At 44.8% G+C, this 14,297-nt stretch carries 15 protein-coding genes and 1 pseudogene; 5 read left to right on the forward strand and 11 right to left on the reverse strand.

The genetic code is table 11. From position 1 onward, the window contains the following. Window positions 1–13: 13 nt before the first annotated feature. The 7 genes and pseudogenes from RIC07_RS11695 to RIC07_RS11725 form a co-directional block, all read right to left on the reverse strand. Complete coding sequence (locus RIC07_RS11695; RefSeq protein WP_446394680.1) at window positions 14–226, reverse strand: hypothetical protein; 213 nt, start codon at window positions 224–226, stop codon at window positions 14–16. 73 nt (window positions 227–299) lie between these two features. After that, entirely contained in the window at window positions 300–1,103 is an 804-nt protein-coding gene (locus RIC07_RS11700) for a WGR domain-containing protein (protein ID WP_446394681.1), read from the reverse strand. 94 nt (window positions 1,104–1,197) lie between these two features. Further along, window positions 1,198–2,874, reverse strand: a complete 1,677-nt coding sequence (locus RIC07_RS11705; RefSeq protein WP_446394682.1) for an AAA family ATPase — start codon at window positions 2,872–2,874, stop codon at window positions 1,198–1,200. A 5-nt stretch (window positions 2,875–2,879) separates the two neighbouring features. Then, complete coding sequence (locus RIC07_RS11710) at window positions 2,880–3,077, reverse strand: DUF2997 domain-containing protein (protein WP_446394683.1); 198 nt, start codon at window positions 3,075–3,077, stop codon at window positions 2,880–2,882. A gap of 114 nt (window positions 3,078–3,191) precedes the next feature. Next, entirely contained in the window at window positions 3,192–3,719 is a 528-nt protein-coding gene (locus RIC07_RS11715; RefSeq protein ID WP_446394684.1) for a hypothetical protein, read from the reverse strand. 45 nt (window positions 3,720–3,764) lie between these two features. Continuing rightward, window positions 3,765–4,967: a hypothetical protein gene (locus tag RIC07_RS11720; protein ID WP_446394685.1), complete on the reverse strand. Its 1,203-nt coding sequence runs from the start codon at window positions 4,965–4,967 to the stop codon at window positions 3,765–3,767. A 368-nt stretch (window positions 4,968–5,335) separates the two neighbouring features. Continuing rightward, window positions 5,336–6,330 (reverse strand): annotated as a pseudogene (locus tag RIC07_RS11725) (transposase). Window positions 6,331–6,413: 83 nt separating this feature from the next. Here RIC07_RS11725 and RIC07_RS11730 point away from each other — a divergent pair. After that, entirely contained in the window at window positions 6,414–6,848 is a 435-nt protein-coding gene (locus tag RIC07_RS11730) for a hypothetical protein (protein WP_446394686.1), read from the forward strand. A gap of 255 nt (window positions 6,849–7,103) precedes the next feature. Here the strand turns inward: RIC07_RS11730 and RIC07_RS11735 are convergent, their stop codons facing one another. The 4 genes from RIC07_RS11735 to RIC07_RS11750 form a co-directional block, all read right to left on the reverse strand. Continuing rightward, on the reverse strand, window positions 7,104–7,619 hold the full coding sequence (locus tag RIC07_RS11735; protein ID WP_446382636.1) for a crossover junction endodeoxyribonuclease RuvC: 516 nt from the start codon (window positions 7,617–7,619) through the stop codon (window positions 7,104–7,106). Between the two features lie 85 nt (window positions 7,620–7,704). Next, window positions 7,705–8,793: a hypothetical protein gene (locus tag RIC07_RS11740; protein ID WP_446394687.1), complete on the reverse strand. Its 1,089-nt coding sequence runs from the start codon at window positions 8,791–8,793 to the stop codon at window positions 7,705–7,707. 53 nt (window positions 8,794–8,846) lie between these two features. Then, entirely contained in the window at window positions 8,847–9,554 is a 708-nt protein-coding gene (locus tag RIC07_RS11745) for a hypothetical protein (RefSeq protein ID WP_446394688.1), read from the reverse strand. A 75-nt stretch (window positions 9,555–9,629) separates the two neighbouring features. Continuing rightward, window positions 9,630–9,761 (reverse strand): hypothetical protein, encoded by a 132-nt coding sequence (locus RIC07_RS11750; protein ID WP_446394689.1) that lies wholly within the window; start codon window positions 9,759–9,761, stop codon window positions 9,630–9,632. A gap of 31 nt (window positions 9,762–9,792) precedes the next feature. On the opposite strand from RIC07_RS11750, the gene RIC07_RS11755 reads away from it, so the two are divergent. The 4 genes from RIC07_RS11755 to RIC07_RS11770 are packed head-to-tail and all read left to right on the forward strand — an operon-like array spanning window position 9,793 to window position 14,199. After that, entirely contained in the window at window positions 9,793–10,428 is a 636-nt protein-coding gene (locus RIC07_RS11755; protein WP_446394690.1) for a hypothetical protein, read from the forward strand. A 53-nt stretch (window positions 10,429–10,481) separates the two neighbouring features. Further along, window positions 10,482–11,807, forward strand: a complete 1,326-nt coding sequence (locus RIC07_RS11760; RefSeq protein WP_446394691.1) for a CHAT domain-containing protein — start codon at window positions 10,482–10,484, stop codon at window positions 11,805–11,807. Beyond that, a complete protein-coding gene (locus RIC07_RS11765; protein WP_446394692.1) occupies window positions 11,758–13,587 on the forward strand; it encodes a hypothetical protein in 1,830 nt (609 codons plus the stop codon). Before RIC07_RS11760 ends, RIC07_RS11765 begins: the two co-directional genes overlap by 50 nt. 42 nt (window positions 13,588–13,629) lie before the next feature. Beyond that, window positions 13,630–14,199, forward strand: a complete 570-nt coding sequence (locus RIC07_RS11770; RefSeq protein WP_446394693.1) for a hypothetical protein — start codon at window positions 13,630–13,632, stop codon at window positions 14,197–14,199. The last annotated feature ends 98 nt before the right edge of the window (window positions 14,200–14,297 follow it).

Here is a 14,297-nt window from a genome sequence, read left to right on the forward strand (position 1 = left end):
CTTGTTCAGAGATTTATGGGCTGCTGATTAGCCAGAGTTCTGGTGTTGGGGGAATCTGGCTTTTGGCACTGGTGAAATCTTCATCGCTCCAGGGAGGTGTAGATTTGACCGAAAAAATGGGTACATGGTTGCTGAGTAGATTGGTCGAGTCAAGTTCAACCGGGATTAAGGTAGAACTGATTAAATCAATCCATTCCCAAATAGCAGTCCCAGGGGGAGAGTTCATCAGAAATTGGGGCGCATTAGTAGACATTGTTGGGGATGAATAGCCTGTATATTGGAAGCCGGGATAACTGGAATTACGACCAGGAAATATGGAGCGAGCGCTCCTCGTCTGAGGTAGGAGTTTGAAGGTCAATCGCATCACGGATTAACCCCCAAGATACCCACCACGCTCGGTCAAGTTCTACCACTGTATCAGAAGATGTGGCAGCAACTTCCATCATTTCTTGGCGAAGCTGTACAATTAAATTAAGTCCCTGATGGAGTTTCGATAAAACTGTTTTCTGCTGATTAATTTTTTCGGAACTCCCCAATAAAGTTGGTGCATCTAGCTGCATCCCTACAGGTAGGGGGATAAGCGCAAGATACTCTCCAACAGCATGATTAAATTGATGGGATTGGGGATTACTCCGGTGCAGCGAAACTTGGCGAAGAGCGGCTCTGGCTTTTTGGATAGTGTGAAGTGAGATAATGCCAAGTTCTGTAACAAAGACTCCTTTGATAGCATCAAATCGGATAGCCGTGTGTTGGGTGATTATCTCTCCCAATGAAGCAATTTGACCGAGTTTTTGTTTGAGTTGACTGGCATTCTCTCCAAAGGAACTCCAATCTAATTGTTGGGGAGCATCAGCTTCCACGATAGCCTCTTGATAGCCTTTGCGAGTCTTTTCTCGAACCAGAGATACCAGTTTTTGGGAAGCCGCCGCTACCGAACGGCAAGGGTAGACGTGGGTTCTTGGTGGGTAATTAACTCGCCCATATTCGACGTACAAATTACCATCAGGCATCACCCAGCCGCACCAGAATTTATTGGAGTTTTCTTGTGGGGCAACATAAATCAGTTTGACCTGTTTGATGGCTTGAGTTTTATCGACTCTCATAAAAAATTCACGATGAATTTTGGGGACTTGAGCTTTTCTGTACGTCTCAAGTCCCCAAACTGTGCTATGTTGAACTTACCGGAGAGTGATTACATCAAGAATTGTCAACAACATCGCCGCAGTCATCACTGACAGCCCAGGAGACTTGGCGATCGCTAACGTCCGAGGGAGTAGCCACAGTCTGCGGATCTGGAGCCGCCCACGTCGCTTGTCCCGATCGCGCCCAGGCTCGCAGTTCTTCCAATTCCCGGGTATCGGAACCAAACTGGGCTGGTTTGACTTTAATTTGACCCAGCAGTTCACCCACCGTCACCTGTCCGGGATGGCGCTGGGCGTAGGCAACAGAGGCACAGTGTTCTGCTACTTTGCGAATCTCATCTCCGGTAAAGTTGGCTGACTCCAAAGCAAGCTGGTGAACTTCTTCCGGGGACAGGATTAACTTGTAGCGTTGGAGTTGAACTTGCCAAATTTGCTCCCTGGCGGCAACACTGGGCAAATCTACGTAGAAGATTTTGGTGAACCGACGCAGGATTTCTGGCTTAAAGCACCAGGGGCGGTTAGCTGTCGCCGCGACAAATACGGATGAGCGAGAGTCTTGGAACCATTTCAAGAAATAGCCGAACATCCGCTGACTCGTACCCCCATCAGTTTCAGTACCACTACCACCAGGGAACATTTTATCCATTTCATCAATGAACAAAATGCAGGGTGCCATACTTTCCGCCGCTCTGATGGCTTCCCTGAGATTGGATTCCGAACCCCCCAATTCCTTGGTCATCAGCTTACCTGTGTCTAAAACAATCACCGGTAAACCCCATTCCTGGGCAAAGCACTTAACTGAAAGCGTTTTACCCGTACCCCCCACACCGACAATCAGCGCCCCTTTGGGGAAAGGAATATTGTACAATTCCTGGGCTTCTGGTTCTAGCAGTGCAGTAATGGTAGTCGCCCAGTCGCTGAGTACAGGCAAACCCTGCACCTGCACGTCGGGAGCAGCAGCGTATTCAATGCCTTTGGCAGCAAACTTGGCTTTCTTGATATCGGAGATAACATCAATGCTACCCGCATCAAGGCGGCTGTGAGTAGTGGCACACAGTTGGATAGTGTCATCCATCCCCTCATGAGTCATCCCCAAAAGCGCTCTGACCATTCGCTTGCGGTCAGTGGTACTAAGCTGTACTGGGAAGTTTATACTTTGAGATGAGGCACTCTTTTGCAGGGCTTTGATCCGATAATCGAGAATTAAATCTGTTTCCGGTTCAGTGGGTAGGGGATTTTGGGCATCAGCAACTAAATCTTGAAATACCCGTGGCGTCACTAAACCATCATGAAGGATGATAACTCGATTAGGCGATCGCTTGACCGCAAACCAGGCATCTACGGCTAATCGAACTAAAGCCGGATTGGGAGATGTTCCGGCAATAAAGGGATAGAGGTCTTTGAGCAGGAACAAGGCGGGACGGGGATTTGAGGCGGAAATACACTCCGCTTCGATGTATTTGAGCAGGGCTTCTACCGGATGTCCTTGCGCTTTATAGTTGGCAACAGGGGACTTTTTAATCCCTGCAAATTGTCCGCGTTTTGTGGTAATTTCTGCTTTCTGAAGGCTATGAGCGGAGTCCCAGATGAATAAGTCAAACCCGACTGGCTCGGCAATTTGGGCGGCGATTTGATTGGTAATTGAAATCTCGCTGGCTGTGGGACTATCCACAGCAACGGTGGCAATCCCGGCGTTGAAGTAGCGCTTGATTTCTAGAGCATTAAATGCCATTCTTGTCAATCTCCAATATTAACACGGTCGGTAACGTGCAGGTTGGGTTCTTCATAGAATTCGGGTTTGATTGTTGTTGAAGATTTCCCCAGTTTGTCTAAGGCTTCAGTTAGTTTTGTGCAACTAGAGCCTTGGACGTTGAGAACTTCGACGTTGAGAGGTTGTCCTAATTTGAGCGTGATTTGGATTTGTGGAGTAGACATGGGTGAATTCAAATTCTTCCTGTTTGGTAATTGGTGAGTCTTATTCGAGAGGGGACGATAACTTCCCCTCGGCATTCTTGAAACCTTCTGCCCTCTGCCTTGGAGCCTTTAACATCACCAATTATTCCAATCCGATGCACCATCAACGCCCGTTGTCAAACTAACTTTTTGGGTTAAATTAATTCGGGTTGAGCCATCTTCTAACGTAGTTTCCGTGTAATCCCATAGAGTAGGTGGATAATGGATTTCGATGTAGGCTCGGTCGTGGGCTAGCTGAACTTCATTGATAAAGTTTTGGACAGGCAAAGTCGAGGAACCATTCATTTGACCAAAGGCTTTTCCCAAGGCATTTCGATTAAAGTCCCAAGGGTCAGCTTGCAGTTCAAAGCATTCTTCTTGAGAATTCCAAAGGAAACCGACATCAAGCAGGGCAGAGTGTCCGGGAACATTCAAATCCGTGCGCCGAATAATGATTTGACCGTAGGCAATATCGCGGCGGGAATAGTCGCTGATTAATTCCACCGGATTCTCATGGACTTCAACTTTAGCGGCAATTCCTTTTTGTTCCAGGAGGTTTTTCAGCCCTTGGACGAGTGCTTCTTTGTGGATTAACTGAGTTTTGACGCTGGAAAAGTGAGACATAAGCAATTCACGCATTCAGAAAGATAGGGATGGTGTTTGGGTTGATTAATGTTGCGGATTAAAGACCACCCAATCCGAGCGGTCTAACCCGGCGGCATCAGCAATGTCTAAGAGTTTTTGCTGTTCACCAAGAAGCTTTTGGCTGATTTCATCCATCTTTTGTTGCAGTTGTGATTTACTGGAAGCATCCAGCTTTTTAGCATTGACACTGGCTGTGTCTAAAATCGACTGTAAGTGACCCATCATGTCAGCCAGAGTGGGAGCTGTTTCTCCTTGGGCGTTACCGATGAGAACCTGAATTTTCTTGAGTTGCTTGGAAATCTTTTTGCGGAAATTGACAGGTTTCTTACCCGGTTCCCACGCGGCTAAATCGTCCAAGAGTTCAGCTGCAAGTTGTTGTCCTCCGGCAATTGCAGCTTTTGCTAGGTTTTGCTCCAAGTTTTGGTCGTAAGCCTCAATGAATTGAGTAATTTGGTTGAGGCATTCTGCCTGCTGCTGATTGAGTTGGTCAGACAAAGCTGGTATGATAACGGGACGAGCGATGATAACTTGCAGGTACTCTTCAAGTTCTTCCAGTTGAGGAAATTGGTTGAGCAGTTGAGTCCGAGCAATTTCCTGAGCATCGCTGTCGAGGTTCCAGGCTTTGGCACTCAAGAATTGTTCTATGCGATCGCTAAATTCAGCAAACCCTTGTTCGTGCTGTTGCTTGAGTTCGGCGCGAAGCGCGGGTGCCAGCACGTCTCGAATGTGGATCATCCGCTGCCACACGAGAGGGGCGAGGGAGATGGAGCAGACTAAATCACCGTTATCTTGGGTCATCCATTCTTTGACTAGGGCGATTTCGCTCCTGAGTTGAGAGGCGGCTTCGTCGAGTGCTTTGAAGACGGAAATGCCTCGGAGTCCAACTTCAGATTTGGTGATTTTTTCTAAGTCGGATTCGGCGTCTTTTTTGTCGGTAGATTCTTGGACAGGTGATGCAGGAGTGAGAATCTGTTGCCATTTGGGTGCAGTTTTGCGGGAGGCGTTTTTCAGTCCAATTTTGAATCGGATTCGGGTTTGGTTCAACGCAGTTAGGTTGTGTCGATGCACCACAGCTTCTTTGAGTACACTGGTATCGGATTGAGACTCAGAAACTTGGCACTCAGTTGGGCAGTTTTTGTCGCGATTGGCTTGGCTACCACCCGTTTCTGTAGCATCCTGTGGAAAAGCGCGATCGCCTGGTCGTTGTGCTGATGAATTGATAAGCATTTGGGGAAAAATGGGTGACAAAAACGGATTGAGTATCTTAGTGGCAATATTGGATTAGAAAGGTTTGAGGCTATTTTATTGTGCCTATTCAACCGTTATCTTTCTCACAGCTTAGGCGCGTCAGCGCCAAAATAGCCGAGGTGAAAAAATATAGTAAAAGGCAGAAGGTTTATTATTGGTACTCTGGCACAGTCGTCCCTAACTTGTTCCGCTCGTAAAGTTGATGCAATCTACCTACTTGGACTTTGGACAAAATCAATATATTTTGCGGAAACATTACGCAAATAACAAAAGAAAAAATGGCTCCTCTATCTCAGCTCGAAGAAAAGCTCAGAAATACCGACGGAGTGAGGGTTACAGAGTAAAGCTTAGAAGACTTGGCTCTTTTGATTTTGACAAAATGGCTGTTTTTTAATAACTTTATGGCGGGTTCTCGGCTCTTTTTTTTCACCTTTAATCCGTCCGGGAGAATAACCTCGACGTTTGGGGGATTGAGCCGGAGTACCCAAAGACGAAATAATTCGATAGAAGTCCCGTTGAACTAAGCTGGGTGTAACTTTGAGCGATTCAGTTTGAGTCAAATAACTCTCCCAAGGACGGGGTAAAACAGTAGCTAATTTCCTGGCTTTCCACAAATTGAGATAAGCTAACAAGATCAGTTGGAACCAATTTTCCTCATGATGAACTTCAGGAGTAAAATAGGTAGTCATTAACAATTTTTGTTTACCAAAACGAAAAAATAGAGACTATCAGCTACGAGAACGGATAACTTATCTTTCCAGGGAGCTGATTCATAATTCAGGATTTTTGTCAATTGAGTTTTAGCGACATCAACATCTTTTTTATCGGCATAAACTCGTTGTGCAGACAAGGGAATTGTCCAAGAGACATTGAAGGCTTCACTAGCTTCTGGCAAGGCAGCAACTACCGAGTAAGAGTGACCAATGTTTACAGGTTTATTTCCTTTAATAGCATTGGGTTGATAGATGTAGCTTTTGTCAGACAAAGTGGCTGAATAAGGTCTGGGACAGGGAGTTGCATCTACTCCAAATAGGTAGAAATGCTGCTGAACGGGGTCAGGAACTGTAGCCGAAATTACCGAAAATAAGTCATCAATAGCTTTGGGATAGTCGGGATGACTTGGAGTCGGCAAAAAATCTTGAATACCTTTATACAAACTGTTATAATCTCGGCGGAACAAAGGATTCAATGATAGTTCAGCGACTGAAGAAGCTTGTAAGTTAGATGAAAGAGAATCGAGTAACTCCATGACTGAACAGCGGCGCGAACCAAGAGCTTGATAGAGATGGTTTCTCCACGCTCTGAAATCCTGGACATCGGCAGCCAATTTTTGATTAGTCATTTGCTAAAACACCCGGCAATTTGGTTAGCGTAAAATATACGCAAACTTAATTATAATATAGGAGTGGTTCAATCTGTAAGCTAATGACCCAACCAAATTCCTTGAAGACCACTCAAGAAGTCTCGATCAGAGTCAAACAAATCAAGGCGACTATTCGTAAGCTAAAGCGACAAATCCAAAAAATAGCTTCAGAAGGAGAAGTGGCTCCGCCTCATTGTCATGTGATTCGTTATCAGACGAAGCAAAATAAAAAAATTTACTGGTATTATAAACTACAAGCCATTGAGCCGATTTTTCCTAGGGCTAGTGACAATAATAAAAAAAGCAAATACTTATATTTAGGAAAAGCTGGAAGTGAGGCTCATATTGATGCTGTGGAGAAAGTAACAAGAAGGGGACTTATCGATGAATTGGAAAGAGTTATTAATTCTCTCCAGGAAAGTTATTTAGATGTTTGTTTTCGGGGAGAAACTGAGCCGGATCTCTCTGGAGAAAATGAGGGAGTTAAAGACGAGTAGAACTTTTCGGTCATAGTCAAATTAATTCCTCTTAATTAAGTTCAAACTACATTTGCGTAAAAGTTACGCAAATGTAGTCTTTTTGTCCAAAGTCCAAACCTACAGCATCGGCGACATAACCCTTAGTGCCTTTGCCACCAAAGTCATGGTGAGGAGATAGGGGAGACAAGGGAGATGAGGGAGATGGGGAAGATAGTGAGGATAGTCAAACAACAACCCCAACGGTAAATTTCCCTAAACTTGATTGCCTAAATGCTAAGAAATATTGTTAGTCAACCCACATAAGCCAGCATAACCAATCCCAATCGCATCCACTGAATCATCAACGGGAAGATTCTCTAAATCAAACAGCGCACTCAAGATTTCAGCGACTTCATCTTTAGACGCTCTCCCATCGCCCAGATGGGCTTTCCAACTCGATTGATGCAGCAAAACCGGAATAATCTCAGCTTCCCGATAGCAAACTAAATTGATAATCCCAACCGCCTGTAAAACTCCCCCGGCTGCCTTGATTTGTCGGGAAAAAAAGGGCATTTCTAATGCCGCCTTAGTGGGTTCAAACTCTTCCATCAACGTGACCAAATCCTGCTCCAATTCGGCTAAGCGTTCCGGAGTTGATAAGGTTTTTTTTGTTTCAATCGTTCCGTAGTCAATCAGACAGACCGTCCCGTTACTGTCTGTTGTTAAAATTGACCAGCCGACGGTAGCTAGTCCAGGGTCAATACCAAGCCAGGTATCTTCTGCATTCATAGGAGTTGCGATGTCAGCCATTTTTGCTTATTATACTTCTCCTAGGGTGACATAAGAACGATACTACTACTATTTTAGAACGGCTATAAAGGTAAAAAATTAATAATTAATTAACCTCGTGTCGCTTTTGATTTTTAACAACTTGCCAGTACCAAGTGCGGATGCAATATCGGATATGCTTTTGCAGCGATTTTGTAATCGAAGTATTTTGAGCATAGCACCAGTTCCAGCGATCAGCATCTTCTTCCGGTGTCATGAATGAGCGCGTACAGAAATCACTGAACAATTGCCTAGCACTGTCCGAAAAAGGCTGACCCATTAACTGCACATAGCGTTCTACGGTGAGCAGTTCCAGTCCAATAGCTATTGCTGCATTGTTGCGTCCAGAGCCTTTTGCGACACCAGAATCAAGGAGCGATCGCACTTTTATTCGGCAGCAGTAGTATAGAGGTATTGCTAGGGGAATAGGAAGCTGAATTTGATTGAAATGTTGGATAGTTAAAGGGTTAGGAAACTCTATAGGTTTAGGAAGTGGTGAAGTTTTAGGTAAAACCACAAGAGGAGATGAGTTCGTACAGGATTGAAATTGAGGTACAGCATTTCGTAGCCTTTCGTAACCATAAACCCTTCCCGTTTCTGTAATAATTTGCGACAAATTGCATAGCCAATCCGAATTTCCCCAAGCCTTGGGTAAGATGTGCCAAGTGCCAGCTAACCGCATGAGACGGGCGGGATTTTTGAGGCTGCGGTCAGCATCTGCGTATTCTAGCAAATCACGCTGAAGATGACACCATTGCTCAATTCCAATTGGTTCATCAAACACCCAATAGGAGTGAATTGACCGACCTCCTGTATCCACCTGAAATGTTGGTGCAGGAAGTTCTAGTTGCTGCCACAAATTCACCTGCTTTAATTTATCTAGGTAGTCGTGTTCATAGAATACAGCGCGACCCTGTGAGATATCCTTATTCTTATATCCACCACCATTAACAACCAGATAGACTCCGCGACCATAAGATTGATAAGTTTCGATAGCCGCCCAGCTTAATCGATTCAGTTTACAACCTTTGTCTAAACGTTTGCGAGAATCCTGGGAATGAAACAAGCAGGTGAGGTTTAGTTTATCGGTTGGTTGATAAGAGAGAAACTCTAAGTATTTTAACACTTGATAGCGGTCAGGTTGAGGAAAAGTCATCTTAGGCGTCGCTTTATTCATGAAGGGCTTTAATTGCCGTCATCGCCAACCTATTAAGTTTGGCGATGATGAAAACGTTTGATGATAGCCAAAGCCTCCGTGTGACAGTCTTGCCAGAGGTGAAACGGAAAGGTAATCTCTTGAAGTCCTTGTGAACGGGTAGCCACCAAAATTGATATTTTTTGCACTTGAGAGTTGGGATAGTTGATATCAAGTACCAACTTATACAGCCATGTTTGAAGAAGGGCGCGGCGAAAAATAGGAGTTGTCCATTCCCAGGTTGGTAGAGACGGACAATTTACCCCTTTCATTTTCCGTTTCCACAGGGGCCAGACACCTTGATAACCTCGGTTGCCAATCGGGTAGCCATCGAAGGTTTTGAATTCCAAAAGCCAGCGCTTTCCCGTCTCTAATTCAATGACAGCATCTGGTGTACCCGCAAAAAAAAGGGGACGGTGAGCAATGGTTTCTTCGAGGGCAATAATGTGGTACGGTGGTAGACTTTTTAAGTAGGGAAAGAGAGCTTCCCAATACTCCCTGATTTCATCATTAATTTCAGGAAAAGCATTTCCCTGGAGAAAGACTTGAGCCGCTGCGTGTAGTGTCGTTCCTTCAGAAGCCCGTTGTTGGCGTCGTTGAGACCAAGCACCTTCCCCATGGATTAAGTCGTATTGTTTCTGTTTTTTTTCCCAGTTAGTTGGAAAGGCTGTATCAATAATTTCTGTAACGCTGGGGTAGAGTATTCCATCAACGTCTCGCATTTTTTGTATTCCTTTGTATGAGACAATAGGGCAGGAGGTAACTTGATCGACTAACCTTCTGCCCAGAAGTCGGCTTCAAGCCGTTTGCGGTAAAGCCGGTTGGTTGGAGGAACCTCCCGCTAGAGCCATTAAAGCTTTCTCCGCCGCTTTTTCTGTGACCTCATGGATGAGTAAGTCAGTGTGCTTTTGTCCGATAATTTGAGCCACTTCAATAGCATCTTGTTCGAGTTTCTATTACATGACACACACCGTCGATTTGCGTCCCGAACGAGCTGCTAAATTCTGGCGATTGACTTGTGAGCTTGATTTTAGTCCGAAAGGGAGCGGTGAGCCAATCATTCAAAGCCTATTTCCGACACAGCAGTGGCGGAACGTCATGAGTTTTGGTGTGGGGATGGAGGTGGGGTTGAATGGTAACTTTGATTGGAATGTCGGTGTGGATAGCTCTCAGTTGGCTGAACTTTTGCAATTGCTTCCCGGTGAGTTAAAGGCGAATGTGGGTAACAAGGATGATTTAAAGGCATTCCTCGCTATTCCAGCCTATCGATATGAACTGGGTCATCCGGAAATCCTGACGAATGGAGAAGGGAATTCTAACTGCTACTGGCGAATTCAGGCGAGTGAGTTACAGAAAGTTGGGACAGCGAAATTTGCGCTTGTTTTCAAGGTCCCGAAAGGAACTGAATCGATTACTCTGGAAGGGAAGGTTTGGGCTGAACCAAGCATGAACTGGTTAACTGCCAATCTAGAAGACGTAGCAGCTAAGTTATCAGAGAAATTCCAAAACCTACTAGGACAGGGTAACGAAGCAGTAAGCCCCTTTGCTCGTGGAGATGCTGAGAGATGGACTTTAACTCTTCCTAAAGTAGGTTAATTGGCGGCAAAAGTGGTTCGCCTTTTAATTTCAGTTACTTAGAGGCAAAATCTGTGGCTAAGACCTACTATACCTTTCGCATCCGGCTTGCTAATGATAAATTGGTTCGGGTAGAGAAATGGGACAATCAGCATCAATCTAAAGGAGAACTTTCTAGACCTTTTCGATATAAGCAAAAACTTGAACAGATTACTCCCCTGCTTCAATTTGCTCTCACTAACGAACTTAACAATTATAAGCAGGCGCGGCAACTGGGAGAAGCTCTCTTCGAGACAATCTTTGATGATGTACTGAGTCATGAGTTTATAAACTTCTACCAAGAGGCTGTGGGGGACGAAAAACAGCTTTTGCGGATTGAGCTAGATGTTGATGAGCAAACGATGCCTGAAGTAGCGGCATTGCCTTGGGAGTTTATGTGCTTGCCTGCTAATGCTAATTTAGGCGATCGCTGGTTGGCTACAGATCCCAATATTGTTTTCTCTCGTCATCGTGCGCTGTGGCATCCTGCTCCCCCAATTCAGCTAGAAAAAGGTGAAAAGTTGAGGATTGCTCTGGCGATCGCGGCTCCTAAAGATTTAGGCACAGTAAAGTATGAAGAGGTGCAGGAAGCTCTAGAAAGTTTGGTGAAGGAGCAGGCTGAGCGGATTGAACTGCTGCCAATTGTTAACCCAGCCACTCCCACTGCTATTGATAACTTGCTTGAGCAGCAGCCTCATATTTTCCACTTTATCGGTCATGGGCAATTGCAGAATGAAGAAGGGGAAGAGGTAGGACAAATTGCCCTGATGAAGAAGGTATTCAACACAGCTTTGTGGATGGATGCTAGTTCCTTCAGCGAACTGTTCAATCGGTGGAGTCCAGGAGTTGTCTTGCTACAAGCTTGTGAAAGTGGAAGGCTGTCTGCTTCTAAGGCTTTTACAGGTGCTGCATCTAAGATAGTGCAAATGAATATTCCGGTCGTGGTGGCGATGCAGTATGAAGTTTCAAATATCACCGCAAGTCAGTTTGCCTATGAATTTTATGAACGCTTAGCTAAGGGTGAACCTGTTGATATTGCTGCTCAAAATGGTCGGCGCACAATTGGGTTGGAGACTCAGCATCGCAAGCGTGATTTTGCTACCCCCGTCATTTTTATGCGCGTAACAGATGGCTATTTATTTAAGCGTCAAGAAACTGAGGGTGAATCGAAAGCTGACGATCGATCTAGTGAAGATGAACAAAGGGGAGTTCACGCTTCAGGCGATCGCGCTGTAGCCTTTGGCAGGGGGGCTAAGAACAGCCCTATCGTCAGTGGGGACGGAAACGTATTGCAGTGGGGAAGCAAGTACAATGTCCACATTGGCAAGGGTGAAAACACAGATATCGGAGACAAAAGGTAGGAAACCTCAAGCCATGTCGGATGAACTAGAAGCAATCATCAAGCGTGTTATTGGGGCAAAGTTGTCTGAAGCTGATATCCAAAGCCTGATTTCCGATATTCAATTGGGAAATGCAACCCTAGCTACAGGTGAGCGCTCAATAGCATTGGGAGGAGATGCATCTGATGCGATTATCGTGACGGGTAATCGCAATGTAGTTGTGAAAGGTGCAAATGCCGAAGCCATACAACGGGCGTTCCAGGAAGTTGAAGATGCTCGACGCCTACGCACCTTACTCACCCACAATGAATTTGCAGATCGAGTAGAGGCAGTCGCTCTAACCAGTCACCAAGGATGTTTCGTAGGACGCGAAGTTATCCGTCAAGAATTGCAAAGTTGTCTGGCTGGAACCAGTAGCACCATTATTCTGCACGGGTCTGGTGGACTTGGCAAAACACGTCTGTTGCTAGCATTGCCAGATATCATCCCCAAAGAGCGATCGCTGTGGTACATCCGCAATGAAGCTGAGTCGGTTGAGCCAGACATTGCATCCTTGAGCAGAGACACTCAGTATATCATCGTTGTAGACGATGCTCACCGCTTCAGCCTGTTGTATCAGTTACGCGAGGTAATCGTTAATACTGAACTAGCTGGAAAAGTTACCCTCATTCTAGCTACGCGGAGTATTTTCAAAGACTCGCTTATCTATCAATTAGGATTACCGGGCGATCGAATTGAAACGATAGAAGTTAAACCGCTAGAAAACCAAGACATTGACCAAATTCTGCAAAATTCGCCCCACAGCATCACTGACCAAGATACCCGTCATGCCATCGTCAGAATTGCAGAAGGAAATCCCCTTATTGCTGGTATCGCCGCTCGATTGCATCAAAGAGGAATAGCCTTGATCAATCTGACTCGCGATCGGGTGCTAACCAGCCATCTGGATGAAATTCTTAAAGACTTATCCGAGGCAGAAAAAGAAGCTCCTAATTCTTATCAAAATTATATTCGTTATCTTCAAATCCTTGCCGCTTTAGGCGCTATCAATCTGGATGAACAAGAATTGCAAGCAAAAATTCATGAGTTAATAGGGATTTCTTACATTGACGAAGAAAGAATTGTGTCTCGCTTGGTAGAAGCCGATTTAGTAGAGCGATATTGGAAAACTTTAAAGATTGCCTCTGAGGTTTTAGCCGACCATATATTAGTTCAACACTTTTTTGATCCAAAAACTAAGCAAGCAGACTATCAGAAACAGATTATAGAACCATTCTTCAGTCTCAAACCTAGGGAAATTATGACGAATTTGGCTGAAGCCGAAGTCAAAGGTGAATTGCCTCAAGCTGGTTTACTACTCGGTCAGAAGCTATATGAGTTGCGTCAGGCACTTAATCGTGAAGGTAATATATTCCGGTTCAACCTACTGCACTGTATACAAGATGTAGCTTACCTCAAGCCTGATGACATTTTGCTGATAGTAGATTCTATTGTTAATGGAGCTGAACTTCCACCTGAATCTATTCAATACCGATTTTTGGGTTCATATGAAATTGGACATGAAATGGTTTTGAGTAAGGCTGTAGAAGTTTTAGAGTCTACGATTTATCGGGGGAGATTACAGGATTCAATTAAGTATTTTCATGAACTTGCTCTGTATCAAACTGAAAACAATAAATATAGTCAAGTTCGAGAAAAATCCAAAAAAGCTTTGGTTGAAATAGCTGAATTTAAGCTACGCAAACCCTATGACGTACAACTATTACTACTCGACAGGATTTCAGATTGGCTGGAAAAATAATTTTCAACCAATCTGTCTCTAAGTCTTGCTTTAATCCAACCCATGCTGAAAGTCGATTTTGACGGTACTGAAACTTATCCTAAGATTAATGAGTATGTTGAAGCTCTCTCTTCTTCAACACTAGAACAGGCTATCCAAGAATTAGAGGCTATAACCAAACAGGTTCGCAGTGCAGGGAAAAATGATACTTTCGGTCTCAATAATCTTCTAAGAATCTTTGGACAAACACACCTCAACCTTGCTCAAGAATTCATAACGCAGACAATAGCTAAAAACCTCGACCTTAAATACCATCTTGGCTTTGTTCTGGCAGGGATACGCTTGAGCGATCGCGAAATAGCTAGAGGTTACGTGCGCTCTTGGGCTGCACAAGACGACTCGGTGCTTTGGGTGGTGATCGCTCAGAGTTACCGCTTTATAGACTGGAGCCAACCGCAGCTTGAGGAAGAGTGGGATGTCCTGCGTCAGCTTGTAACTAAGCAATCTTCGTTGGTGGATCTGACACTCTTCTTGCCCATACAGCATCTTGCCCCACATAAGCCCGATCTGGCAGTAGAGTTACTCAAACCCCTAGAGCGCCGGTCCAGTAATCACGATGGGGGTAAAGCATGAGAAAATAGGTTGACACAACAGTTGTGAGTGGTCGGATGGTGTGAAGTTTTACAAAGTATGTTTCATTTAAGTCGAACTTCAAAAACTGAATACATCCA

This window comes from Coleofasciculus sp. E1-EBD-02, from assembly GCF_040218245.1.
Classification (GTDB): domain Bacteria; phylum Cyanobacteriota; class Cyanobacteriia; order Cyanobacteriales; family Coleofasciculaceae; genus Coleofasciculus.